The following is a 23,911-nucleotide window of genomic DNA, read 5'->3' as shown; positions in this document are numbered from 1 at the left end:
AAGCCGCCCCAATAAGGCCGCTGCGGTGTTTCAGATAGACCGAGGTGCATGGGTTTGGGGCGGCTTCGCCCCCCGGCGCGGGGCAAGCCCGCTCACTACAAGTTGAACTAGGGGGCTTTGAGAATATCGCCAGGCAGGGAGGTACGCGCCGTCACAACGCCAGGCGCACGCACCTGAATAATCAACAACGCCGCTATCACCGCCGGAATCGCGCAAAAGAAAAATATCTGCTGCACCGGAATCTGCATCGCCAACAGCAGGCTGCCAAACAACGGCCCCAGGATTGAACCAAACCGCCCCACGCCCAGTGCCCATCCGGTACCGGTGGCGCGCACGTGCGCGGGGTAGAAGTTGCTGGCAAAGGCGTTGAGCGTCAGTTGCCCACCGATGATGCAGAACCCGGCGGCAAATACGCAGGCCACCAGATAGCGCGGGTTATCGTGGTTCAGGCCGAGCAGGATGGTGCATACGGCTGCGGCCGCCAGCACGATGGACAGCAGCCGCACCTTGCTTTTCAAACGGTCGGCAAACCAGGCCATGCCGATGGCGCCCAAGGTGCCGGCAAACAGGAACATCGAGGTCACCAGGTTGGCCTGCTTCAGCGCCAGGCCACTTTCCAGCAGCAGCGACGGCAACCAGCTGATCATGAAATACAGCAGGATCAAACTGACAAAAAACGTCGCCCATATCAGCAGCGTCGGGCGTGCATAGCCGTTGCGAAACAGCTCCACCACCGTCAGTTTGCTGCCCTGTTCCTGGCGGTTTTCTGCATCAGTCGCCAGGGGTGCCTGCCAGTCAGGCAGCATGCGCGACGTGACTTTGTGCAAGCGCACATACGGCGGCGCATCGCGCAGCAGACGCGGCAAGGACTCCGGCAGCAGCCACACCAGGAAAGGGAACAACAGCAATGGCGTTACACCACCGGCCAGGAATACCGCCTGCCAGCCGTAGCCTTCGATAAACCCTGCAGCCACAAACCCGCCTGCCGCCCCGCCAAACGAGAAGCCGCACGCTGCCAGGGTCACCATGAAGGTGCGCAGACGCGGCGGCGAGTACTCCGACATCAACGCCATGGCGCTGGGCATCGCGCCGCCCATGCCGATACCGCAGATAAACCGCGCCGCCATCAACGTGGTCAGCGAGTTGGCAAACACCATCAGCACGGTGAGGCTGGCATAGATCAGCACGCAGCCCAGCAGGATACGGCGCACGCCAAACCGGTCAGCCAGCGGTGTCACCAGCAGCGAGCCCAACGTCAGGCCCAGCAGGTTGGCGCTAAACACCGGGCCGAATGCAGACTTTTCCAGGCCCCAATCCTGGGCCAGCGCCGGTACTACATAACCCAGTACCTGAGCGTCGTAGCCATCGGTTACCAGCAGGAGCGCCAGCAACAGGAGGATCAACCATTGGTAGCGCGACACCGGACGGGCGTCGAGTGCCGCGCGAAAGCTGGCAATCTGATTGTGCATCGCAAGGTACCTGTCTTGTTTTTATTGGGAGGTGTAATGCACATCCATTGTGGGCGCTAAGGGGTGTCAGGTTGATTGGCGGGATGGGCCTGGATGAACGCTGGATGTTGAGCTGCCAATGCGGCCACCCGACCAATGCGCGGGTACGCCGCCAACGGGACTTTGAAGCGCTCCGCCGCATACAACTGCGGAATCAGGAACGCATCCGCCATGCCCGGCTGCTCGCCAAAGCAGAAGCCTGCATCACCAATCAACTGCTCCACCGCCCCAAGCCCCTGGCTGATCCAATGCCCAATCCATTCCAGCAACTGCGCCTCGTCATGCCCCCACTGGCGCAGCAGGTTCTGGGTGCTGGAGTTGTGCAGCGGGTGAATGTCACAACCGATGATCGACGCCACCGCACGCTCATGCGCGCGGGTGGCCAGGTCTTTGGACAGCAGCGGTGCCTGTGGATAACGTTCGTCCAGGTACTCGATGATCGCCGGTGACTGGATCAACAGTTCACCGTCATCGGTACGCAAGGCCGGCACACGGCCTTGCGGGTTGATCGCCAGGTAGTCGGGTTGGCGATTGGCTCCGCCCGGTGGCACCAGCAGGTTGACCGGCACCGCCGTAAAATCCAGGCCCTTGAGCGCCAGGGCGATCCGTACCCGGTATGACGAAGTGGAACGGTAGTAGGTATAGAGTTCCATCACCCAAGCCCTCTCTCAGCGCGCTGCAACCACGGTGCCACGGCATTCGCCGAAGCCGATGGACGCAAAGCCTTCACGGTTGCAGCGAGCACGCAGGATGATTTCGTCACCGTCTTCGAGGAACTTGCGCACTTCGCCGGACGGCAACTCGATCACCTTTTTGCCGCCTTCGGTCATTTCCAACAGGCTGCCAAACTGCCCCACTTCTGGCCCGGACAAAGTACCCGAACCAAACAGGTCGCCCGCCTGCAACTGGCAACCGTTGACGCTGTGGTGCGCCACCAACTGTGCGACGGTCCAGTACATGTGCAGGCTGTTGCTCAGCGCCAGGCGATGGGCTGGCACATTCTGCTCGCGCATGGCGGCGGTGGTCAGCAGCACCTCCAGTTCGATGTCCAGGGCGCCAGCGGCCTGATCGCGTTTATCCAGCAAATACGGCAGCGGTTGTGGGTCGCCTTCGGGACGCGCCGGTTGGGCCTTGCGGAACGGTTCCAGGGCTTCTGCGGTGACGACCCACGGCGAAATGGTGGTGATGAAGCTTTTCGACAGGAACGGCCCCAGCGGCTGGTATTCCCAGGCCTGAATGTCCCGCGCCGACCAGTCGTTGAGCAGGCAGAAACCGGCGATGTGTTCGGCGGCGTCGCCAATCGCGATCGAGTCGCCCATGGCATTGCCCTGGCCAATCCAGATGCCCAGTTCCAGCTCGTAGTCCAGGCGGGCGCAGGGGCCGAAGGTCGGTTCGGTCTGGCCAGCGGGCAGCGTCTGGCCTTTAGGGCGACGCACATCGGCACCAGAGGCGCGAATGGTGGATGCACGGCCGTGATAACCAATCGGCACGTACTTGTAGTTGGGGAGCAGCGGGTTGTCCGGACGGAACAACTTGCCAACGTTCTGCGCGTGCTCGATGCCGACGTAGAAGTCGGTGTAGTCATTGATCCGCGCGGGGACGTGCATCTGGCAATCGGCGGCGCGATGTAGCACCTGACCTTCACGGGTTTGCAGCGGGCTGCCCTCGACCAACAGTTCCAGCAGGCGCTCACGCAAGGCCACGCGCGGGCCACGGCCCAACTCGAAAAAAGCGTTCAGTTGGCCGCCAGCAGTGGCCTCCACGGCACGACGGGCTTCCCCCTCGAACGCGTCGATTGCCGCATGCAGGTCGAGGATTGAATCGCCGATCGCCACGCCACTGCGGGGTGCCGAGCCGTTGATGCTGAACACGCCCAAAGGCAGGTTTTGCAGGGGGAAATCCGTGTGACCGTTGGCGGAGGTCACCCAGCTGCGGGTGTGGGTTGGCTGAGTCATGGGTTATCTCCGGTTCGGGTTGAAGGTGGCAGGCAGCGAGGCCCAGCACGCGTCGTAAGAAAGTTGCAGTTGCGGGCAGTCCAAAGCGAACTGGGTCGGGCGCAGCACTTGGCTGGTCTCGAACATGAAGGCCATGGTGTTATCGATCTTGTGTGGCGCCAGCTCGACGTTGATCGCCTTGGTGCAGGTCTCGCCGTCCGGGCCGTGGGCGCTCATGCAGCTGTGCAGCGACGCGCCGCCGGGCAGGAAGCCTTCGGCCTTGGCGTCGTAGGCGCCCTGGATCAGGCCCATATATTCGTTCATCAAGTTGCGGTGGAACCACGGCGGACGGAAGGTGTTCTCGGCCACCATCCAGCGCGGCGGGAAGATCACGAAGTCGAGGTTGGCCAAGCCGTGCACGCTGGTGGGCGAGGTCAAAACGGTGAAGATCGACGGGTCTGGGTGATCGAAACTCACCGTGCCGATGGTATTGAAACGACGCAGGTCGTATTTGTACGGCACGTTGTTGCCGTGCCAGGCGACCACGTTGAGCGGCGAATGGTCGAGCTCGCAGGCCCAGAGTTCGCCGAGGAATTTCTGCACCAGGGTTGTAGGCTGTTTCAGGTCTTCGTAGTGCGCCACCGGCGTGAGGAAATCCCGCGGGTTGGCCAGGCCGTTGCTGCCGATAGGCCCCAGGTCTGGCAGGCGCAGCGGCGCGCCGTGGTTTTCTGCGACATAGCCGCGGGCCTGGGCATCCAGCAGTTCAATGCGAAATTTCAAGCCACGTGGCAGCACGACGATTTCCAGCGGCTCCACGTCCAGCACGCCCAATTCGGTGGCGACGCGCAAGCGACCTTGCTCGGGAACGATCAACAGTTCGCCATCGGCGTTGAAGAACACCCGCTCCATTGAGCGGTTGGCACGGTAGTTATAAATGCTGATGCCTGAGGGTTTTTCCGACCCGGAGTTGGCAACCATGCCCACTAGGCCATCGATAAAGTCCGTCGGCTCAGCAGGAATATCCAACGGGTTCCAGCGCAAGCGATTTGGCGTCACCGCCCCCAGCGGCCCACCGGCCAATTGCCGTTCCAACTTGACGAACGCCGGATGGTTGGCCGAAGGCTGAATGCGGTACAGCCAGGTACGCCGGGCTTCGCTGCGCACCATGGTAAAGGCCGTGCCGGAGAACAGTTCGGTGTACAGCCCATAGGGCGCTTTTTGCGGGGAGTTTTGGCCAACCGGCAATGCGCCGGGTAGAGCTTCGCTGGCGAATTCATTGCCGAAGCCCGATTGGTATTCGAGGTTCATGGATCGTCCTCTGTACGGAAGTTGTTTTTATCGTAATCCAGTTACGCATAACGTAATTTGATCACTATCGACCGTCAAGCTATAAAGACGCCCATTCATCTCTCGGATACTCGCCCTTCCATGGAAAAGCCCCGCGACACCGGTAAACAGAAAGTCCGCTCGGCCGAAGTGGGCACCGATATCCTCAAGGCCCTGGCCGAACTGTCGCCGGCCACTTCGCTGTCGCGCCTGGCCGAGCACGTGCAAATGCCCGCGAGCAAGGTGCACCGCTATTTGCAGGCATTGATCGCCTCGGGTTTTGCCGAACAGAACACCGCCACCAACCATTACGGCCTCGGCCGTGAAGCCTTGCGCGTGGGCCTGGCCGCACTGGGCAGCATGGACGTGCTGAAGGTCGGCGCCCTGCCCCTGGCGGAGCTGCGCGATGAATTGAATGAAACCTGCTTTCTGGCGGTATGGGGCAACCAGGGCGCAACCGTGGTGCACATCGAACCCGCCGTGCGCGCGGTGACGGTGGTGACACAACTGGGCTCAGTGCTGCCGCTGCTCAGTTCGTCCACCGGGCTGGTGTTCAGCGCCTATTTACCGTCGCGGGAGACGGTGGATTTGCGGGAGCGCGAGATCCAGGCCGGCATCGCCCACGCCCTGGCAGACGATCAGGCCTACGCCACCACGTGCGAACAGATCCGCAGCCGTGGCCTGCACTTTGTGCATGGCTTGCTGATGCCGGGTGTGGATGCGTTGTCGGCGCCGGTATTCAACGCCGTCGGGCAAGTGGCGGCGGTGATGACCGTGGTCGGCCCCACCTCGTTGTTCCACGCCGATGAAGACGGCCCGGCGGCGCAGCACTTGCTGGCAGCGACCCGGGCCGTGAGTTGGCGCATGGGCTATCAGCCCTGAATCACCAGTTGGCTAAAGCCACTGCCACGCGGTTTTCCAGCGCCTTCACCTGGGCGCCGCTGACCACGTAATTGTTGGTGATCATTGCAAACACCAACCGCTGCCCATGGGCGTCGGTGACGTAGCCGCTCAACGATGACACGCCGCCCATAGAGCCGGTCTTGGCGTGCAGGTTGTTTTGCGCTGGGGTGCCGCGCAAGCGGTAGCGCAAACTGCCACCGGTCATGCGGTCGCTGTTACCCGCAATCGGCAACGCGTTGTACCAGGCGTTGAACCACGGCTGTTTGTTGGCCGCCAACAGCAGGTCGGTCAGGGTTTGCGACGACACCAGGTTAAGCCGCGACAAGCCGGACCCATCGACCTGGTTCAGCGCTGCCGTATCCAAGCCCTGACGCTTGAGAAACCCGGCCACCGCCACCACGCCTGCCGCCGCCGTGCCGCTGTTGGTACTCTGGCGGCCCATGGCCTTCAACAGAGCTTCGGACATGTTGTTGTTCGACAGCTTGAGCAGCGGCGTGATCAACTCCTGCAACGGTGCCGACCGGTGTTCAGCCAACACATTCGCTGCCGCCGGGCTTGCACCACCGATCACCCGACGCCCCAACACCGTGATGCCCTGCTGCGCCAGCGCTTGCTCAAACAGGTTCGCCACCAATTGCGTCGGCTCCCACACACTGACCAATTGCTTGCTCTGCTTGCCCGGCGCGACCGCACCGCTGAGCTGCAACAGGTTGGTGCCGTGGCGGCGGTTGATCCCATAGGTGTTGCCCGGCCCACTGACCGCGCGATTGCTCAGTTGCAGGTAATCGGTGGGCGGGAAGATCTCGACGCCGACCGGCTGACCGACTCGCACTGGCGCCTTGGCAGTGACCAGCACAGTGCCCGCATCAAAATCCGCATTGGGTGACACGGTCAGCGCTGAAATTTGCGCGCCGTAGTAGGTGCTTTCATCATCGTGGGACCAGTCGACACCCAACCGCTCGGCGTCGAACCACGTGTCGTCGAACACCAGGTCGCCCTGCACTTGGCGAACGCCTTTGCTGGCCAGTTGTGCGGCCAAGGCCTGGTAATCGGCGAATTGCAGCGTCGGGTCGCCCAGGCCGCGCAGGTACAGGTTGCCCACCAGGCGCTCGCCTTGCTGCGTGCCGTTGGTTAGCAGTTGCGTCGCAAACTGGTAGTGCGGCCCCAGCACATCCATCGCCGCTGCCGTGGTCAGCAGTTTTAGATTGGAGGCGGGAACCAACCGCGTGCGCGGGTTGTGCTGATACAACGTGTTGCCACTGCGAGCATCACGCACCATCAGCGAAACCGTGGCGCCATGCAGTGCCGGGTCGGCCAGCAACTGGTCGAGGCTTTGCCCGGTGGCCGTCTTCGACGGTGAGGCGCAACCACTGAGCAACAGCCCAAAACCCAGCGCCATCGCACCGGCGTGTATCCATCGTCCCAACCGCATAACCCTGGCATTCCTGAATCTGAAAGAGTGCGCAGCTTGGTTAATTCACTGCGCTCAATCAAGTGCCAGGGTGGTGATGGAGAACGTATCGGCCTGAAATTGTGGATCGGCCTTAGGCTCGGCGGCGGGCAACACATAGTCCATCGCCGGAAGGTAAACCCGTTGGCGCTGGGCGTCGAACGCCATGTTGTAGGCCATCGGCAAGGTACTGACGGTGGCGGCCAAGGCGTAGTGATCGGCATCCTGCTGGTCGATCACCATCAGGTTGGCATCCACGCCGCTGGGGATCAGCAAGCGACGATGCTGCGCGTCGTAGGCCACGGCGTTGACGTCACGCCCAATCGGCAACTTGGCCTTCACTTCACCCGTCTCGCGATCCGCCACGATCAACACCGGATCGTCGCCCCGGCACGCGACAAACAAGCGCTGGCGCTCGACATCCTGGGCCAGCGCGCTGGGCTTGGGGCAGTCGGCGAATTGCCAGGTATCAAGCACGCCAAAGGTGCTGGCGGCATAGCGCGCCACCTTGCCTTCATCGCGCATCGGCAGGAAGAAACTGCCATCGCCCTTGAGCAACAACGGGTCGATTTTCTTCACCGCCAACTCATGGGCACCGGTGATGCGCTCCTGCTGGGGATCGAACTCAAACAACGTCGAACGATCCGCCCGCCGCCCGCTGACAATAATGACCTTACCGGTGGACGGCTCGTACACAGCGCTGTTGAGGTTGCTTTGCGCCACCGCAATACGTTTGAGCGGCTTGAGTGTGGATAACTGCACCACGCCCAGGCTGCCGTCGGTATTGAGCACGAACACCCGGTCCAATCCGGGCACAAACACCACGCCGTTGGCGCCCTCGGACTGGGCCACGGTCTTGACCGCTCGCTGGTGCTGCACATCAAACACTGTCAGGCCGTTTTCGCGACGGGCCACGAACAGGTAGGGCCGAGTCGGGTCGAGGCCGACAAAGCCCCAACTGTGACCGGAGCCGGGCAGCGTCATCCGATGTTCGCGGTGGTACGACGCCCCATCGGCCAGTGCCGAAGCGCTGATCAACAGGGCCAATAATGCACCGAGCTTTTTCATCAGAACTCCAAGGTGCTGGATACCGAGAATTGCCGAGCATCACCAATCGACACAAACAGGCGGCTGGCCGCCGAGGTGTAGTAAGTGCGGTCGAACATGTTCTTCACGTTGAGCTGGAACTTGACCTTCTGCCCGTCGATCTTGGTGTCATAGGTGGCAAATGCATCGGCCACGGTGTAGCCAGGCAAGTTGAAATCGTTGGCGGCATCGCCTGCGCGCTCACCGACGTAGCGGGCACCCGTGCCCACACGTAGTTGGTCGCCGCCGAAAATGCTGCCGAAGTCGTAGGCCACCGACAACGAGCCGGTGTGCTTGGCGACGTTTTGCAGGCGGTTGCCTTCAAGCGTCGGGTCCTTGTCCTTGGTGTCCAGGGCATCGGTGTAGGCGTAGCTGCCAATCACGCTCCACTGGTCGGTCAACTGGCCAGTGGCGTCCAGTTCCAGGCCGCGGGAACGCACCTGGCCAGCCAGGCTGTAGATGGTGCTGCCAGCCACTTCCGACGACACCAACACGTTGCGCTTGTCGATGTTGAACAACGCAGCACTGGCGGTGATACGCCCAGGAATGTCGAGCTTGGCCCCCAGTTCCCAGGATTTGGATTTCTCGGGCGTCAGGTCGCCGGTCAAGGTGCTGCCATCCGCCAGTGCAGCAATGGTGGAGTTGGGTTTGAATGACTCCGTGTAGCTGCCGTAGAACGACAATTCATCGGTGTAGCGATACACCAAGCCCGCACGCGGCACCCAGGCTTGGCCGTTACCGTTGGTGTTGGCTTTGAATGGCACGCCCTTGCCAGCGTACTGGTCATACATTTGGTAGCGCGCACCAGCGACGAAAATCCACTGGTCGGTGAGGTGAATCGCATCCTGGAAGAACAGCGAGTCGCTGCGCAGCAGGTCAGTCTGAGCGCTGTCGGCGGCGCTGACGGTGGTACCCGCGACTTCGTTGCCGTAGACCGGGTTGTTGTAGTTGAACGTGCTGCGCGAATTCTGGCGGATAAGTTCGGCGCGGTAGATCTTGCGGTATTCGTCATCCACGCCGAACACCAGGTCGTTCTGTAAGCCGAACACGTTGACCTTGCCTTCCAGACTGGCCGTGGTGAAGCGGTCGGTGGTGATCGCGCCTTTGGTGCCGTCCATCCTGCGGGTCAGGGTGCCGTTGGTATTCACCGCGCTCACGCGCACTTGGCTGGCGTCGTAGGTCTCGCGGTTCCAGCTGTAGCCGAAGTGGGCTTTCCAGTCGTCGTTCAGGTCGTGGTCGGCTTCGAAGCGGTACAGGTCGGAGCGGCCTTCCATATTGTTGAAGGGCTCATCCAGGCGCCGAGTGGACGGAATGTCCAGCGGGTGGTTGGACTTGTCGATGGCGGTGCCACGGTCGAACGGCGAGAGAAACTCGCGATGCTCGTAGGCGAACAGCAACTTGGTGCTGTCGCCGTACCAGGCCAGTGACGGCGCCACCAGCGTTTCGCGGTGGGTGCCAAAGTTGCGCCAGTAGTCTTCATCTTCATGGTCGACGATCAGCCGGTAAGCCAAGCCGCTGTCGCCAATCGGGCCGGTGGTGTCGAGGCTGCCGCCGCTGCCGTTCTTGCCGTCGCCAAAGGTGGAGCCGCGCACGGTCAGGGCGGTGGACTGCACCAGCTCGGGCTTTTTGCTGACGATATTGACCACACCGCCCGGGTCCTGGATGCCGTACAGCAACGACGACGGGCCCTTGAGCACTTCGACGCGCTCGGCGGTGGCGTTCAGCGCCCGGCCCTGCACCACGGGCATGCCGTCACGCATGATCGAACCGTTACGGTTGTCGCCAAAGCCGCGCAGCATCACCGCGTCCTGGGTGCTGGCCAACGTGTTGGCCTGGGTGATGCCGCTGATATTACCGAGGGCGTCATCCAGGTTGCGCGGGGTCTGGTCTCGCAGCACTTGGGCCGGGACGACGTTGACGGTTTGCGGGGTTTCCAGCAGCAGCGCCTTGGAGCGCATCACCGAACTGGTGGGTGGCGGCTGGTAGCTGGTGCTGTCCTGGGCCTGCTGGCCAACGCCGCTGATGGTGGTGGCGCCAAGGTTGACGGCGCCTTCGGTGGGCACCGGTTCCAGCGCCAGGGTGCGGGCATCGATCTGACGGAAGGTGAAGCCGGAGTTGCCGAGCAGGCGTTGCAAGGCCTGGGTCGCGCTCATCTGGCCGCTGACCGCCGGGGCACTGAGGCCGTAGGGCGCTTCATCGGTGTAGATCACGCTGATCCCGGTGACGCGGCTGAAATCGCTCAACGCCTGGGGCAGCGGTTTGGCTGCCAGGGCAAAGTTGAACTGGGCGCTTTGCTGCTCCTGTGCCTGAGCCACGCTCAAGGGCAGCAATGCCAACCCCGACACCGCCAATACCGAGGCTCCCAGCCACTGTTTAACCAAACCGCCCGCCGTCGACTTCATGCTGTGAGAACCCGTGTAGAAAACGCTGTTAATGCGAATAGATCGCAGTTTCAAGCACTACACGGATGGGCCGCAGGTTTACCTCACCTTAATTTGCAAAATATTTTGTTTATTGCGCCTGGATACGGAACCCCATGCGTGGGAAGTGCACGTGCACGGTGCCGGCGCGGTCGTCGATACGGCGCAGGATCAGTTCTTCACGCCCGGCAAACAGCAGTTCACCGGCGACCGGGTCGGTGCCGTAGTCGGTGGCGCTGATGGTCACTTGCTGGCCTGGGGTGAAGCCATTCAAGTCCTCGAACACTTCATCCGGCAGATTGGCCGGCGTGGCGTTGCGCGAGGTTTCCAGGGCCTGCTCGGCGCTCATCTGGGTGGAGGTGCCATGGCCGAAGCCCAGCACGCGGTCCAGCCAGGCGGCAACAGTCGGGTAAGCGTCCACCAACGGCGCGGTCACAGATGAGCCTTTGAGGAACCACAACGGGTGAGCCAGGGAGAAGTCGGCAATCGAAGGCTCGCCGAACAGGAAGTCCCCGGCTTGGTGCTTCAATTGCTGATCGATGCGGCTGACAATCGCGGGCCATTGGTGCAGGGCCTGGTCCAATTGCACACGCGTCGCCGTGCCGCCGCTGAACAGTTTGCCGCGGTCGGCCACCAGCACCTGGATCATCTCCGGTGGCACTTTGGCGAATTTCACCGCCAGGGATTCGGGCTGGAACACCAGCGCCACGGCATGGGAAAACACCACCGAGTCGGCCCAGGCGGCGAAGCCTTGGGTGACCAGCTCCAGGCCTTGGGGAAACAACGCCGGGGCGGCTTTTTCCTGCTCCAGGCGGCGGGCGATCAAGGCGGTGTCGCAGTAGATATCCGCGCCCACTTGCAGCACCGGAGTCTTGCGATAGCCGCCGGTGAGCGGGGTGAAATCCGGCTTGGGCATGACCGGCGGGATCAGCACCGAGTGCCAGGACACACCCTTGAAGCCCAGTAACAGGCGGGCCTTTTCCGCGAAAGGGGATTGCGGGTAGTGGTGAAGGATCAACTCAGACATGCCGGACTCCGCTCTAGAAGTGAACCGCTAGCTTAGCCTGCAACCTCCCGTTTGGGGGCGATGGGAACCCATCAGTCAAATCAATGAGCCACTCGCCGCCAGGCATTCCTTGGCGCTTTTCTTCAATTTCTTGATCAGCCGTTCCTGGCGCAGCGCCTCGCCCTTGCTCGCGCATTGCTCGGTGTACACCAGCGCCACGGCCGGACTGGACAGGAAAAACCGCGCGCCCTTGCCGCTCTGGTGAGAGGCAAAGCGGCGCACCGGGTCATTGCTGATGCCGCAGTACAGCGAGCCGTTGGCGGCGCGTACCAGGTAGACGAACCAGGGTTTGGGTTCAGAAGGATCAGTCACGGGTCGATTCGGCTAAAACACAGGAGCGCCAAGCTTATCAACGACTGGCCTGAAATGCCTTCAAACCACGCAGTGCCTGGGCGCGCACGGCGTTTTTGACGATCGGCGTCCAGCCCAGCAACAGGCCTTTGGTGCCCAGGGCCTGACGCGACCAGCGCCACAGGTCGAAGCTGTCGTGGTGCTCGCAGATCTTGCCGTCGCGAAACACGAAGCGCGCCTGGATATCGTTGACCACCGTGTTGCCAGTAGCGCTGAACAAGTAGGTGGCAACCCAATGCGCGCCGCCGCTGCGCTCATCACTGCGCACGTTGTCGAAGGTCAGGGAGAAGTCCTTGGCGCGGGTGGTGAGCATGCGCCACATATCGCCGGCATCGCGCCCGCGCAGTTCACCAAAGGCCGGGTCGCTGAACACCACGTCATCGGTGTAGCAGGCGGCCATGGCCTCGGCGTCCAGGCGCTGGAAGGCCTGGTAGAAATGGTTGATCAGGGCGGTGTGGGCATCACTCATGGGCAGGCTCCGGGCGCTATTGTTATCCGGTTTGCACGATAGTCTGCCCATGGGCGCAAAGCCATGCCCATTTACAGCATCAATGAGTCAGCTGTGATCAGAGGTAGACCACGTCCAGGCTGGCGCTACCGTCCAACGCAAACTCCTGGCCCACAGGCGGCAGGTACTGCATCCTGACGATCATGGTCTCGACCAGGATATCCAGGATCATGACTTGCAACGGCAGGGGCGCAACGTTACCCCCCGCGATCGATCCCAGCGCGCGCATGCCGTTGACTTGCCAAACCAGCCCCGGATGGGTGGCATCCGACCAGGCGGCACCATCGTTGGACTCAATCATCGGCCGGCCCACTCCGTCAGCCAGCGCGTTGGCCGTTTTCAGCAAGTACCAGCCCACCTTGGTATCACCATTGACCAGCCCCAGGCCGAAGTTGGGCTGGCCGATCGACTCCTCGCCGGAACTGCCCGCCCGATTGTCGTGGCTCTTGATGGCAATCAAGGTCGGCGCGCTGCAATCGACACGCAGCTGCAGGGTCGCAACCGGCAGCGCCGTCGGCTTGTTGTGGGGGTCCAGGTCTTTGCGCGATATCTTGCCGTGGTCTACCACGCCGGCATTGGACAATGCGGGCGTACACGCAGCGGGAGTGATGCGACCCTTGACGTTTACATCCACGCTGGAGGCGGCCATGGCGGGGCCCATAGCGGCAAGCGCCAGGGCGCTGACCATCAGAAATTGCTTCATGTACGGATACTCGTGGAGAGATCATGGCCAGGCGCCCACGGCGTCCGGCCCTTCATCGTTAGAGGTAGATGACATCCAGCGTTGCGCTGCCGTCGATGGGGATTTCCACGCCGACCGGCAAGAGCTTGCGGTGAGTGATCGTCGAGGCAACAACAACGTCCATCTTCATGCTCATCAGTGGCCGCGGCGCGGGGGCTACGGCGCTTGCACCATTGACCGTACGCATCCAGTTGGGCTGCCAGATGGTATTTTCCGGCGCATCGAGCCAGGTCTGGCCGTCCATGGACTCAATCAACAAAGCGGGCAATTCGTCAGCGGTGGCATGGGTCATCTTGAGGGTGTACCAGCCAATTTTCACATTGCCCGGCGCCAGGCCCAGGCCAAAATTGGGCAAGGCTGCGTCGTACTCCGCCGAGGTGCCTGCGCGGTTGTCCTGGCTCTTGACGGCTACCAATGTCGGCGCCTCACAACTGACCGACAGTTGCAGCCTGGCCACAGGCAACAGGGTGTTGCTTGAAGGTTTCAGATCACTGGCCGAGATTTTCCCGTAATCCACCGTCCCTCCGTTAGCCAACAACGGCATACACGCCGACGGTGTAATGCTGCCCTTGGCGCGAAGTTCCACGCTGGACGCAGCCAAGGCATGCCCTGCACTGGCAGCTGTAATAGCCGCCATCAAAGCCAATAACTTCTTCATTATGTAAGTGCTCGCAGGAGTGCGCTGTTATTGTTAAACACCCGGTACATCACTGCACCTGACCTTCACAATAAATACGACTCTATCTTTAGACTAGGGATTAACGCTCCAGCATTCCACCAAGCCAGAGCAAGCACTTACTTTATAGAGCCGCCATCAATCGCCCAATGCAAATATTACGAATACCCCCAACTAAGGCACCATCCCGATATCTCGCGCATAGGCAAATAAGTCCACATCGGTAGAAATACACAGCCGATTCATCGCCGTGCTCTTTTGTTTACTGATAGTTGAAATACTGCGATTGACCCGCGCCGCGATCTGGCTGACGGTCATGCCACTTGCCAGCATGCGCACCACCTCCTGTTCCTTGCCGGACAACGTGGGGGGCTGGGTCGGCTGCGAGCCACACACCTGGTCCAATTGCACACGCAGGCACTCACTGACAAATTGACGCCCCTGCACCACGGCCTTCAGCGCCAGGGGCAGCTCGCGGGCCGAAGCGCTCTTGGCGATAACGCCCCTGGCGCCGTGGGAGAAGGCTGTGCGCAGGGTCGCGATATTGGCAAACATGGTCACCAGGATCACGGGAACATCAGGGTACTGGCGGTTCAACAAACCCAATAACCCATACCCGTCAGCTTGATGATTTCCGGGCATAGCGAAGTCGGTCACGATCACATCGCAGGGCAGTTGCCGGACTAACTCAAGCAGTTGATCCGGACCATCAGCCTCACCCACTACTTTGCACTTTCCACTGGCTTCAATCACCACTCTCTGTCCCACGCGAACAATAGGGTGATCGTCAGCAATAATGATGCGAATCATCGGTCTTTCCATGATGGCAATTTGAGAGCGCAAAAATACCGCGATCATGCCCTTGCAACAACAGGAAATAACTCACCGACTTTGCGGCACACCCCACATTTAAAGAGCCACACACCACTTCCTACATAATTAAGAGAAATTACATACAGAAAAGTACTACATAACTAATGGATAAATTCCTTCAGAGATGTGCCAGATAATTCAGATAACGCTCAACCCCCCCACGGAACTCGTCCAACGCCGAACGGTTCATCGCTACTCCGGTTGATTGAACCTGCCTGATCAATTGCAATGCCCCGGCCTCCAGCCCAGTTTCCCCCAGGAACGCCACGCTCCCCACCAATCGATGCAGACACTGGGTGGCCATCCGGGCATCCCGCACCGCCTGCGCATGGGTCAGCACGGCCAAGTCGGCATAGGCCTCCTGGATCAGACTGAACACCATAGGCTCGACCACGTCCCACGAACCAAAGGCCTCGATCAGGCTGGCACGGCTGGGGAAAACAGTGCGGCTCGCCGAAATTGAACGGGGTTCCTCGTCGGTATTGGTCGCAGATTCCGGCTGAGACAGCCAGCAACGCAACACCTCGCGCAATTGCGCATACCCGATCGGCTTGACCAGCCAGCCGTCCATCCCGCACGCCAGGCATTGCCGAATCTCCTCGCGCCCAAGGCTGCCGGTGAGTCCAAGCACGATGATCGGCGTACGCTTTTCAGCCCGCTCCCGACGGCGCAGTTCGCGGGTCATGGTGTAGCCATCCATGACCGGCATGCGGCAATCACTGATGACCAGGTCGAAACGCTCGGCAGCCAGTGCCTGCAACGCTTGCTGCCCATCACGGCAACACCGGTGGGCCACGCCGAGTTTTTCCAGGAGTGAACCGAGCAGTAATCGATAGGTGTAATGGTCGTCCACCACAAGCACCCGAAGCTGTGACCAGGCGGCCTCAGGCAATGCTGCGGGCGGACCTTTGGGGGGAAAGTAGCCAGGCATAGTGCCCTCAATAGAGAGCGATCCGCTCACCCGAACTTTTCATCATTAAGACAACCGCCCGAATCCAAATGAATTGCATTTAGGCCGTAAAGAGCGGGAAAAATATCCGAACGCGTGATCGGTCGCGATACAACAACTACGACAACGCTACCTCTGGTTTTAAAAAACGCTGTTTTCTGACTAAACAACCCCCTTTTGTCATTGCCACCCTGTCATTCGTAATAGTTGCATTTCCGTCCTCCCCTCCCGGCGATAAATTCCCCCCCGCTTTCCCTGAAGCGGCGCGTGCCCTCCATTAACCAAAAGAACATGGGCAACTTCCCCGCGCCAATCTGTCCCCAAGACTTTGCATAGGAATACCCGCTGTGTTGAAAGACTCTCTCGCCGCCTTTACTGGCGCGCTGCTGATCGCCCACGGCGCGATGGCACTGGCAGCAAGTTCCGTGGATCTGTCGGTAAAGGGCATTATCACGCCAAGCGCCTGCGCCCCCAGCCTGAGTGACGGCGGGCAGGTGGACTACGGCAAGATCGCGGCCAAGGACCTGTCCGCCACCGGTACGACCCTACTGGCACCGGTCACCCTCAAACTGAAGGTCGAGTGCGAAGCCGATACGTTGTTTGCGCTCAACGGTCGGGACAACCGCCTGGGGTCTTCCTACTTTTCCGCCCTGTCCCACATATATGGCCTTGGCCTGGTGAACGGTAACGAGAAGTTGGGTGGCTATGGCATCGGCGTGTTCAACCCGGTAGCGGACGAACCAGTGCAGCCTCTGTTTTCCTTCGATAACGGCACGACCTGGCTGGTGAATTCTTCCGGCAGCTACATGGGTCATCCCTTTTGGAACGCCTTTGGCGACTCCCCCACGCCCAAAGCGCTGCGCAGCGTGAACGTCGACCTGCGCATCTCCACTGAAATCGCGCCCGTCGCAAACCTGACCCTGACAGAGGAAGTTCCACTGGACGGCTCAGCCACGCTGGACCTGATCTACCTGTAATGCCCTCCACCCCTCACTGACGCCACAAGGACCTGTGCCCATGGACAAACCAACCCTCGCCCTGCTGCTGGCGGCTTTTGCGCCCGCAGCCTTTGCCGCCAGCAGCGCCGACCTGAATGTTTTCGGCACGATCACCCCCAGCGCCTGCGCGCCCGTGCTATCGGATGGCGGCGTGATCGACCACGGCAAAATGACCTCCAAGGATCTGCAACCAGCAGCCCCCACACGGCTCGCTCCAGCAGAGATTCGCCTTGAAGTGCTGTGCGAGGGTGAGACCTTTTTTACGTTGACCACCGTGGACAACCGCGCGGGCACCTCCGCTATCAACCCGAGACACCACGGCCTGGGCCTGACCCCGGAAAAAGAAAAACTGGGCAGCGTGGCCTTCTCGCTGTTCGACCCGGTGGCCGATGACAATCCCGTCAAAGTCATCACGTCGAGCAATGGCGGAGCCAACTGGTCCGAGTCGATCTACCTGGGGCATGAAGCGCTGACGTCGTTCGCCGCCCTCGACGGCCCCAACACGCCCATCGCCCTGAAAACCCTGAACGCCCGCTTGCGCACCTTCGCCATCATCGTGCCCGCCACCGACCTGACGCTGCTCGATGAGGTGCCCATTGATGGCCAGGCCACGCTGCAACTCAAGTACTGGTAAGTCGCTGTTTATTCCATTCCCCCCTAGTTAGGAGCAACACCATGAAGACCCTCAACGCCCTGTTCGCCACCCTGCTGTTCACCGGCGCCAGCAGTGCTTTCGCCGCCTCCAGCGTGGACCTGACCGTGCGTGGGCTGATCACCCCGAGTGCCTGTGAGCCAAGCCTGCCCAGTGGTGGCAATGTCGATATCGGCAAGATTTCCGCCAAGGATCTCAAGGCCGACGACTTCACCAACCTTGGGGAACACAAGGTCACCCTGACCGTCACCTGTGACGCCGCGACCTTGATGGCGATCGAGCCCCAGGACAACCGTGCAGGTTCGAGCGCCGACGACATCCCTGTGCGCTTCGGCCTGGGCCTGATCAATGGCACTGAAAAACTCGGCTTCCTCGAAGCCTGGCTGTCCGCGCCTCTGGCCGACAGCGTCGAGAGCCGTGTCATCAGATCGTCGGACGGTGGCAACACTTGGGAACGCAATAGCAACTTCTCCACCGGCACCCTTCTTTCAGTGGCAGACAACACCACCCTGGCGCCGATTCCCGTGCAGGTGTTCAACGCCGACCTGAACCTCACGGCCACCATCGCCCCGGCCAGCAGCCTGACGCTGACGGAGGAAGTGCCCATCGATGGCTCCGTCACCCTGACCGTCAAATACCTGTAATGCAAAACGGGCGCAGCGCCCTGCCCTGCGCCCACCGTTGTTCTCACGGATGTCCCCACAACACGGTTCCAACACCAGCCCATGAACACGTTCTCACGCCGCTTGATAACGCTCTGTCTGTGCCTGACCGCTACCAACGCCCTGGGCGCCTCCTCGGTCGAAGTAACGTTGACCGGCAGCATCACGCCCAGCGCCTGCACGCCAACCCTGTCCCCCAGTGGCACGGTCGATCACGGGCGGGTCCCGGCCCGCTCACTCAATCAATACGAGTTCACCGAACTGCCCGCCCGGACGCTGGACATGAACGTGACCTGCAACCAACCGGTGCTGTTCGTGCTGGTGGGTGTGGATAACCGTGCCGACTCCTCCGTGGGGCCGGGTTTCTACTACGGCCTGGGCAACAACATCCACGCCCCGGCGGAGCGCCTGGGCTCGGTGGCCCTGGCCATTCGCGAAGCAATGGGCGACGGCCAGCGCGCCATCGTGCTGGCCTCCAGCAACAAGGGCCTGACCTGGTTTCCCGAAACCAACGCCTACCCGAATAACTACATGGGCTTTGCGCACCCCGGCACCCTGGTGCCGGACCCCCACAACGTGCTCACCGCCAAGCTGGAAATCAAAACGTCGATCAACGCCGCCGCCTACCTGACCCTCGACCAAGAGGTGCCGCTGGACGGCTCCATCGTGCTAGACCTGAGGTATCTGTAGTCATGTTCCCCTTCCCTTGCGCTGCCTTGATAACACGGGTGTTCAACCTGGTTCGCTACACCAGTCTTTACCTCGCCGCACTGGCCCTGACACTGTGGGGGCCAACCCTGGTGCTCGCCGACGGCATGGTGCCGGACACCTCGGTGGTGATCGTCCATGAAGCCGATGGCGAAGCCGCCGTGTCGGTGACCAACACCGATACCAAGCTCGCCCTGCTGCACGTCACCCTCGAAGACATTCCCGAAGACCCGGCGTCGTTGCTATTTGTCACGCCGCCGCTGACGCGGGTCGAGCCGGGCAAGAGCCAACTGATCCGCTTCATCCTGCAATCGCCCACGCCCCTGACCACCCAGCGCCTCAAGCGCGTGATTTTCGAGGGCATGCCCCAAGGCCGCGCCGCTGGCCAGGCCGGGCATGCGCGGGTGGGGGTGACGGTGCGCCAGAACCTGCCGGTGATCCTGCATCCAAAAGGCCTGGCACCGAATCGCACGCCGTGGACTGGCTTGGTCTGGAACCTGAAGAACCAGCAACTGAGCGTGAACAACCCAACCCCTTACGTGGTGCGACTGGCCCAGGAGCTGACGCTCCTGCCAGGCAAGGGCTCGGCGTTACTGCCGCGCACTTACGTGCTGCCGGGCGAGACGCTGACCGTCGCCGCCAGCCAGGCCCAGGCCAGCACCGTGCAGATGCAGCCGGCCACGGTCTACGGGTTCGCGGTAGCCCCGTACGAAGCACCGATCACCCTTTGATCGCAGCGTCGGCGGGAGCAATGCCGGCGCCCTGATAACGAAGTGGCCTCCCATTGAAGGCCACCGGGAGCTTGCCTCGCCAAAGGATCGGCGCGGGTCTGCCTCCACTTATTCGAGTACCCCTTGTGAGCACAGTTATGACTGATCGCGACGGCAATGCCGTGCCTGGGTTTTCATCGCCCTGCTCGCGCAGGCTGCTGGCGGGCCTGGCGCTGGCCGTGAGCACGGCGCTGCCAGCGAGTGACCCCCTGGCCGACGAACTGGCCGGTTCATTCGACCCGCAAACCTTGTCCCAGCGCGGCATCGACCCGCAACTGGCCAACCTGCTGCTGGAAGCGCCACGCTTCGCGGCCGGGCGCCACGCCCTCAATCTCAACGTGAACGGCCAACGGCGTGGCCGGGTGGATGTGGTGTTCGACGGGCAAGGCGCGCTGTGTTTCAACCAGCCGCTGCTGGACGCGGGCGACCTGCGCACCCCGGCCGATGAGGACGAGTGCCACGCCTTCCTCGACGCCTACCCGCAGACCGTGATCGAGCAAGACCCGGCCACCCTCAGCCTGTCGCTTGTAGTGCCCACCGAGGCGCTGCGCCCCGCCGTGCGCGACGTGTCCGGCTACCAGACCGGCGGTTTTGCCGGCTTGCTCAACTATGACCTGAGCGGCCTGTACAACGAGTACGGCGACGACACCAGCCGTTTCGGCTCGGCCAATACCGAGGTGGGCTTCAACGCCGGTGACTGGATCGTGCGCAGCCGCCAGGTACGCACCTGGCAAGACAAGGTGGCACGCACCACGCACCTGGACGCCTACGCCCAGCGCACCTTTGCCGAGCAACAAGCGGTGTTCCAGGCTGGGCAGATCAACCTGTACAACCCCGTGCTGGCCGGTACGCAGATCACCGGCGCCCAGGTGCTCACCGAAACCGCTCTGCAAGACCAGAACCAGGGCGCGACCATCACCGGCATCGCCAATAGCCCGGCGCAGGTGGAGATCCGCCAGAACGGCACGTTGATCCATTCCACGGTAGTGCCCGCCGGGCCGTTTTCCCTCACCGATGTGCGGCGCTTGAACAGCCGCTCCGATGTGGAAGTCACGGTCAAGGAAAGCAGCGGCGAAGAGCGCCGCTTCACTGTGCCGGCGGCCATGCTCGGCCTGGGTTTACCGGCGCCGGGCTACTCGGTGGCAGCCGGTCGGGTGCGCAAGATCGGCGCCGGTGAAGGCGCCGAGCCGTGGGTAGTCAGCGGTGGCTGGAGTGGCGCGCTGCACCCGCAGGTCAGCGTCGGCGGCGGCGCACTGGTGGCCGAAGATTACCGCGCGGTGGGCGCGAATGTTGGCTGGTTGCCGTGGCAAGACAGCCAGTTCCAGGTCTCCAGCCAAGTCGCCCAGGCCACGCGCACTGGCAACGAACGCGGGGTGCAAACCGACCTGTCGTGGTCGCAACGCCTGAGTGAACGCTGGGCGATCACCACCGCAGGTTCCTGGCGCACGCTGGGCTATCGCGACTTGGACGACTCCACCTACACCACCGATACCCGCGAGCAGCGCCGCGCCCGTTATCGCGACCAGCAAAGCGCCACCGCGTCCTGGTCGCACCCGATGCTCGGCGCGTTCAGTGCCGGGATCTCACGCTCGTCCTCGTTTACCGGTGACAGCAGCAGCCGCGCCTTGGCGTCATGGGGCACCAGCTTTGGGCGCGTGTCGGTGTCGGCGAGTGCCGAATGGCAAGTCGGCGGGCGCCAGCAAAGCGATGACAGTGTGTACCTGAACATCAGCGTGCCCCTGGGCGAGAACCGTCGCGGCCGTGCCTGGGCGCGCAATGCCGGTGGCGATCACCGCATCGGCGCCGGGGTCAGCGAGCAACTCAATGACCAGTTGAGCTACCAGGTCGGCGTGGAACGCGACAGCCGCGACCGTGAGGTGGAGTCGTCCGTCGGCGTCTCGGCGCTGCCGTACTACAGCCAATTGGACTTCAACTACACCCGCAACAATCAGGAGCGCTCCAGCTACCAGGGCGGCGCGCGCGGTGGCGTGGTGCTGCACGGCGATGGCCTGACGTTCTCGCCCTATCAGGTACGCGAGACCTTCGCCGTGATGTCGGTGGGCGACATGGCCGGCATCAAGGTCAACACCCCCAGCGGCCCGGTGTGGACCGACTGGCAAGGCCAGGCCGTGGTGCCGCAACTGAGCCCCTACGGGCGCAGCCCGGTGGAGGTACAAACCCGCTCGCTGCCGCGCAATGCCGACATCAGCAACGGTTTGGCGGTGCTGTCGGCCGGGCGTGGCGCGGTGGACAAAGTCGAGTTTGGCGTGGCCCTCACCCGCCGTGCGCTGCTCAACGTCACCACCGCAGACGGCCAGCCGTTGCCGCGTGGCGCGGCGGTCAGCACCGCCGACGGCGAGTTCGTGACCCTGGTGCAGGAAGGCAGCCAAGTGTTTTTGCCCGACGTGCTCGAGCGCCGCGAACTGTGGGTCAGCGTCCCCGGCCAACCCCGTTGCCGCCTGAATTACCAGTTGCCCGAACGCGGCGATCCCGAGGTGTATTTCGAAACCGCACCGGCGCGGTGCCAACCATGAGGAACCTCAGCATGGGCCTGAAACCAGCCTTGTTATCCGTGAGCCTGTTGCTGGGCGCGAACGCCTGGGGCATGGATGAATGCCAGTTGAACCTGAGCGAAACCCGCGTGGATTTCGGCTTGATAAACCGGGCCGTCGCGCAAGGATCAGCAGCAGAACACCGGCTGGGCGACCGACGCTTGAGCCTGAGCCTGAACTGTCCCAACCCGGCCGACCTGAGCCTGTTCTATCGCGGCTTGGCCGGGAGCGGCGAGCGCTTCCAGTTCACTCAACGCGGCAGCTACAGCCTGCAGGCCGGCGATGCCTTGCTTGATGGGCAGGCCGTGGAGTTGGGACTGTTGCCCGGCAGCGGCCAACCGCCTGTCAGCACCGGCGCTACGCTGGGCTGGCGCCCCGAGCACGGCATTGTGCCGATGCGCGCCGGCGTGCCGGTCAGCGGGCGCAGTCTGTCGCTGCAACTGGACGTCAGCGCCTGGGCCCGGGACGATGCCTTGCGGGTCAGCGATGCGGTCACCTGGGACACCAGCGGCGAATTCGACGCCATCCACACCGGCCGGTCACGGGAGTTGGCCCTGCAAGCCCGCTTCGCCCCAGCGGCCTGTACGCCGAGCCTGTCCAACGGCGGCACGGTGGCGTTCGGCAAGTTGTCGGTGATGGACCTGAGCCTCGACAAGGAAACCGCCCTGCCCGCTCGCCCCTTGGTGGTCAGCGTGGCGTGCGACGCGCCCACGGCATTCGCCCTACGCCTGCAAGACAACCGCCAGGGATCTGCCAGCGGTGCGGCTGACGAAACCACCTACGGCTTGGGCCTTGACGCTCAACAGCAAAAAATCGGGCGTTATCGGCTGATCTTCGATCCGCAGCGCACTACCGCCGACAGCTTCCCCCACCTGTATCGCACCGACTCCCCCACCGGCGCCCTGCCGTGGAGCAGCGCCAGTGCCAACCCACTGGCGATTGGCGCCAGCCGCTTCCTCGGTTTCAGCGCCAGTGCCGGCAGCACCAGCGGCCCCGAGGCGATTCAACAACTGAGCGCCACGGCGAGCCTGGAAGCAGTGATCGCCCCGTTGGGCACGCTGGACCTGGGCAGCGAAGTGCGCCTCGACGGCGCCGCCACCCTCGAACTCAACTACCTCTAGGAGCTTTTTTATGAAACCCATCCTGCTTGTCTTGGCGTTGCTGTGGGGCACCGCGCACGCCGCGTCCACCGTCGATCTGGCCGTGACTGGCCTGATCACGCCCATGGCCTGCACGCCGCTGCTCTCCAGCGGCGGGCTGGTGGACTTCGGCAAGATTTCGCGCAACGACCTCAACCTCACCAATGGCACGCGCCTGCCGCACAAGTACCTGACGCTGACCGTCACCTGCAACGCCCCCGGCCGCTTCGCCCTGCGCATGCGCGACAACCGTGACGGCACGGCCCACGTCAACAGCGAGATTTTCTACGGCCTGGGCCTGGACACCAGCGGCAACAAGATCGGCGTGTACTCGGTGAGCTTCGACCCCAGGCAAACCGTGGTCGACGACCTGGCCGTGGTGTACGGCACCGAATCCACCACCGGCGGCCTGGCGTGGCGCATGGCGAACCTCAACCCTATCGATGTGGGCTCGCGCAGCCTGCTCGGCTTTACCGATGTGGTCGGCAGCACCGCCGGCCCGTCGGCCATCCAGACGCTTACCAGCACCCTGAAGCTGGAAGCCACGATCAACGCCCGGCAGAACCTGGACCTCAGTGTGGAAACACCAATGGATGGGTCGGCCACGTTGGAAGTTGTGTACCTGTAACCCTTGTTTT

The 23,911-nt window shown here is 62.4% G+C and carries 23 protein-coding genes; 9 read left to right on the top strand and 14 right to left on the bottom strand.

Annotation, left to right across the window (positions count from 1 at the left end; translation table 11 throughout):
* Positions 1-107: 107 nt before the first annotated feature.
* From HF257_RS06870 to hmgA, 4 genes are read right to left on the bottom strand one after another with little or no spacing between them, the layout of a single operon-like run.
* Positions 108-1,469 (bottom strand): MFS transporter, encoded by a 1,362-nt coding sequence (locus HF257_RS06870; RefSeq protein ID WP_185707767.1) that lies wholly within the window; start codon positions 1,467-1,469, stop codon positions 108-110.
* Positions 1,470-1,525: 56 nt separating this feature from the next.
* The gene (gene maiA / locus HF257_RS06865; RefSeq protein WP_185707769.1) at positions 1,526-2,161 is read right to left on the bottom strand and encodes a maleylacetoacetate isomerase; all 636 of its coding nucleotides are present in this window, start codon (positions 2,159-2,161) and stop codon (positions 1,526-1,528) included.
* 15 nt (positions 2,162-2,176) lie between these two features.
* A complete protein-coding gene (gene fahA / locus HF257_RS06860) occupies positions 2,177-3,463 on the bottom strand; it encodes a fumarylacetoacetase (protein WP_185707771.1) in 1,287 nt (428 codons plus the stop codon).
* A gap of 3 nt (positions 3,464-3,466) precedes the next feature.
* Complete coding sequence (gene hmgA, locus HF257_RS06855; RefSeq protein ID WP_185707773.1) at positions 3,467-4,750, bottom strand: homogentisate 1,2-dioxygenase; 1,284 nt, start codon at positions 4,748-4,750, stop codon at positions 3,467-3,469.
* 120 nt (positions 4,751-4,870) lie between these two features.
* Here hmgA and HF257_RS06850 point away from each other — a divergent pair, with 120 nt between their 5' ends.
* Positions 4,871-5,650 (top strand): IclR family transcriptional regulator, encoded by a 780-nt coding sequence (locus tag HF257_RS06850; protein WP_185707775.1) that lies wholly within the window; start codon positions 4,871-4,873, stop codon positions 5,648-5,650.
* A 1-nt stretch (position 5,651) separates the two neighbouring features.
* Here the strand turns inward: HF257_RS06850 and dacB are convergent, their stop codons facing one another.
* The 10 genes from dacB to HF257_RS06800 all read right to left on the bottom strand — a co-directional run bounded on the left by dacB (position 5,652) and on the right by HF257_RS06800 (position 15,774).
* Positions 5,652-7,103, bottom strand: coding sequence for a D-alanyl-D-alanine carboxypeptidase/D-alanyl-D-alanine endopeptidase (dacB, locus tag HF257_RS06845; protein ID WP_185707777.1), 1,452 nt, complete (start codon positions 7,101-7,103; stop codon positions 5,652-5,654).
* 54 nt (positions 7,104-7,157) lie between these two features.
* Positions 7,158-8,189, bottom strand: a complete 1,032-nt coding sequence (locus HF257_RS06840) for a YncE family protein (RefSeq protein WP_185707779.1) — start codon at positions 8,187-8,189, stop codon at positions 7,158-7,160.
* Positions 8,189-10,609 (bottom strand): TonB-dependent siderophore receptor, encoded by a 2,421-nt coding sequence (locus HF257_RS06835; RefSeq protein WP_185707781.1) that lies wholly within the window; start codon positions 10,607-10,609, stop codon positions 8,189-8,191. The genes HF257_RS06840 and HF257_RS06835 overlap by 1 nt, the downstream gene beginning before the upstream one ends.
* 109 nt (positions 10,610-10,718) lie before the next feature.
* Positions 10,719-11,654, bottom strand: coding sequence for a glutathione S-transferase family protein (locus HF257_RS06830; RefSeq protein WP_185707783.1), 936 nt, complete (start codon positions 11,652-11,654; stop codon positions 10,719-10,721).
* A 75-nt stretch (positions 11,655-11,729) separates the two neighbouring features.
* Positions 11,730-12,005: a GIY-YIG nuclease family protein gene (locus HF257_RS06825; protein WP_016978233.1), complete on the bottom strand. Its 276-nt coding sequence runs from the start codon at positions 12,003-12,005 to the stop codon at positions 11,730-11,732.
* A 37-nt stretch (positions 12,006-12,042) separates the two neighbouring features.
* On the bottom strand, positions 12,043-12,513 hold the full coding sequence (locus tag HF257_RS06820; RefSeq protein WP_185707785.1) for a nuclear transport factor 2 family protein: 471 nt from the start codon (positions 12,511-12,513) through the stop codon (positions 12,043-12,045).
* A 97-nt stretch (positions 12,514-12,610) separates the two neighbouring features.
* A complete protein-coding gene (locus HF257_RS06815) occupies positions 12,611-13,255 on the bottom strand; it encodes a DUF1120 domain-containing protein (RefSeq protein ID WP_185707788.1) in 645 nt (214 codons plus the stop codon).
* A gap of 58 nt (positions 13,256-13,313) precedes the next feature.
* The gene (locus HF257_RS06810) at positions 13,314-13,952 is read right to left on the bottom strand and encodes a DUF1120 domain-containing protein (protein ID WP_185707790.1); all 639 of its coding nucleotides are present in this window, start codon (positions 13,950-13,952) and stop codon (positions 13,314-13,316) included.
* A 192-nt stretch (positions 13,953-14,144) separates the two neighbouring features.
* Positions 14,145-14,780, bottom strand: coding sequence for a response regulator transcription factor (locus tag HF257_RS06805; RefSeq protein WP_185707839.1), 636 nt, complete (start codon positions 14,778-14,780; stop codon positions 14,145-14,147).
* A 181-nt stretch (positions 14,781-14,961) separates the two neighbouring features.
* On the bottom strand, positions 14,962-15,774 hold the full coding sequence (locus tag HF257_RS06800; RefSeq protein ID WP_185707792.1) for a response regulator: 813 nt from the start codon (positions 15,772-15,774) through the stop codon (positions 14,962-14,964).
* Positions 15,775-16,139: 365 nt separating this feature from the next.
* On the opposite strand from HF257_RS06800, the gene HF257_RS06795 reads away from it, so the two are divergent.
* From HF257_RS06795 to HF257_RS06760, 8 genes are all read left to right on the top strand, one after another.
* Complete coding sequence (locus HF257_RS06795; RefSeq protein ID WP_332872221.1) at positions 16,140-16,769, top strand: DUF1120 domain-containing protein; 630 nt, start codon at positions 16,140-16,142, stop codon at positions 16,767-16,769.
* A 40-nt stretch (positions 16,770-16,809) separates the two neighbouring features.
* Positions 16,810-17,424 carry a DUF1120 domain-containing protein gene (locus HF257_RS06790; RefSeq protein ID WP_185707794.1) on the top strand — a complete coding sequence of 205 codons (615 nt, stop codon included), beginning with the start codon at positions 16,810-16,812 and terminating at the stop codon, positions 17,422-17,424.
* Between the two features lie 41 nt (positions 17,425-17,465).
* Complete coding sequence (locus HF257_RS06785; RefSeq protein ID WP_185707796.1) at positions 17,466-18,086, top strand: DUF1120 domain-containing protein; 621 nt, start codon at positions 17,466-17,468, stop codon at positions 18,084-18,086.
* Between the two features lie 81 nt (positions 18,087-18,167).
* Entirely contained in the window at positions 18,168-18,794 is a 627-nt protein-coding gene (locus HF257_RS06780; RefSeq protein ID WP_185707798.1) for a DUF1120 domain-containing protein, read from the top strand.
* 38 nt (positions 18,795-18,832) lie between these two features.
* On the top strand, positions 18,833-19,543 hold the full coding sequence (locus HF257_RS06775) for a fimbria/pilus chaperone family protein (RefSeq protein ID WP_332872295.1): 711 nt from the start codon (positions 18,833-18,835) through the stop codon (positions 19,541-19,543).
* A 137-nt stretch (positions 19,544-19,680) separates the two neighbouring features.
* Complete coding sequence (locus HF257_RS06770; protein ID WP_198913576.1) at positions 19,681-22,116, top strand: fimbria/pilus outer membrane usher protein; 2,436 nt, start codon at positions 19,681-19,683, stop codon at positions 22,114-22,116.
* 11 nt (positions 22,117-22,127) lie between these two features.
* Entirely contained in the window at positions 22,128-23,255 is a 1,128-nt protein-coding gene (locus tag HF257_RS06765; RefSeq protein ID WP_185707804.1) for a DUF1120 domain-containing protein, read from the top strand.
* A 10-nt stretch (positions 23,256-23,265) separates the two neighbouring features.
* Positions 23,266-23,901: a DUF1120 domain-containing protein gene (locus tag HF257_RS06760; protein WP_185707806.1), complete on the top strand. Its 636-nt coding sequence runs from the start codon at positions 23,266-23,268 to the stop codon at positions 23,899-23,901.
* Positions 23,902-23,911 lie beyond the last annotated feature (10 nt).

Source organism: Pseudomonas cremoris, assembly GCF_014230465.1.
The sequence above is the reverse complement of the archived record's forward strand: the minus strand, read 5'-3'. Positions and strand labels throughout refer to the sequence as shown.

Excerpts from the sequence above, each read along its gene's own strand:
- HF257_RS06790 (WP_185707794.1), top strand. The coding sequence starts at position 16,810 with ATGGACAAACCAACCCTCGCCCTGCTGCTGGCGGCTTTTGCGCCCGCA.
- HF257_RS06840 (WP_185707779.1), bottom strand. The coding sequence starts at position 8,189 with ATGAAAAAGCTCGGTGCATTATTGGCCCTGTTGATCAGCGCTTCGGCA.
- HF257_RS06780 (WP_185707798.1), top strand. The coding sequence starts at position 18,168 with ATGAACACGTTCTCACGCCGCTTGATAACGCTCTGTCTGTGCCTGACC.
- HF257_RS06800 (WP_185707792.1), bottom strand. The coding sequence starts at position 15,774 with ATGCCTGGCTACTTTCCCCCCAAAGGTCCGCCCGCAGCATTGCCTGAG.
- HF257_RS06830 (WP_185707783.1), bottom strand. The coding sequence starts at position 11,654 with ATGTCTGAGTTGATCCTTCACCACTACCCGCAATCCCCTTTCGCGGAA.
- HF257_RS06805 (WP_185707839.1), bottom strand. The coding sequence starts at position 14,780 with ATGATTCGCATCATTATTGCTGACGATCACCCTATTGTTCGCGTGGGA.
- HF257_RS06810 (WP_185707790.1), bottom strand. The coding sequence starts at position 13,952 with ATGAAGAAGTTATTGGCTTTGATGGCGGCTATTACAGCTGCCAGTGCA.
- HF257_RS06770 (WP_198913576.1), top strand. The coding sequence starts at position 19,681 with ATGACTGATCGCGACGGCAATGCCGTGCCTGGGTTTTCATCGCCCTGC.
- HF257_RS06815 (WP_185707788.1), bottom strand. The coding sequence starts at position 13,255 with ATGAAGCAATTTCTGATGGTCAGCGCCCTGGCGCTTGCCGCTATGGGC.
- hmgA (WP_185707773.1), bottom strand. The coding sequence starts at position 4,750 with ATGAACCTCGAATACCAATCGGGCTTCGGCAATGAATTCGCCAGCGAA.
- dacB (WP_185707777.1), bottom strand. The coding sequence starts at position 7,103 with ATGCGGTTGGGACGATGGATACACGCCGGTGCGATGGCGCTGGGTTTT.
- HF257_RS06765 (WP_185707804.1), top strand. The coding sequence starts at position 22,128 with ATGGGCCTGAAACCAGCCTTGTTATCCGTGAGCCTGTTGCTGGGCGCG.
- HF257_RS06760 (WP_185707806.1), top strand. The coding sequence starts at position 23,266 with ATGAAACCCATCCTGCTTGTCTTGGCGTTGCTGTGGGGCACCGCGCAC.
- maiA (WP_185707769.1), bottom strand. The coding sequence starts at position 2,161 with ATGGAACTCTATACCTACTACCGTTCCACTTCGTCATACCGGGTACGG.
- HF257_RS06835 (WP_185707781.1), bottom strand. The coding sequence starts at position 10,609 with ATGAAGTCGACGGCGGGCGGTTTGGTTAAACAGTGGCTGGGAGCCTCG.
- HF257_RS06820 (WP_185707785.1), bottom strand. The coding sequence starts at position 12,513 with ATGAGTGATGCCCACACCGCCCTGATCAACCATTTCTACCAGGCCTTC.
- HF257_RS06870 (WP_185707767.1), bottom strand. The coding sequence starts at position 1,469 with ATGCACAATCAGATTGCCAGCTTTCGCGCGGCACTCGACGCCCGTCCG.
- HF257_RS06785 (WP_185707796.1), top strand. The coding sequence starts at position 17,466 with ATGAAGACCCTCAACGCCCTGTTCGCCACCCTGCTGTTCACCGGCGCC.
- HF257_RS06850 (WP_185707775.1), top strand. The coding sequence starts at position 4,871 with ATGGAAAAGCCCCGCGACACCGGTAAACAGAAAGTCCGCTCGGCCGAA.
- fahA (WP_185707771.1), bottom strand. The coding sequence starts at position 3,463 with ATGACTCAGCCAACCCACACCCGCAGCTGGGTGACCTCCGCCAACGGT.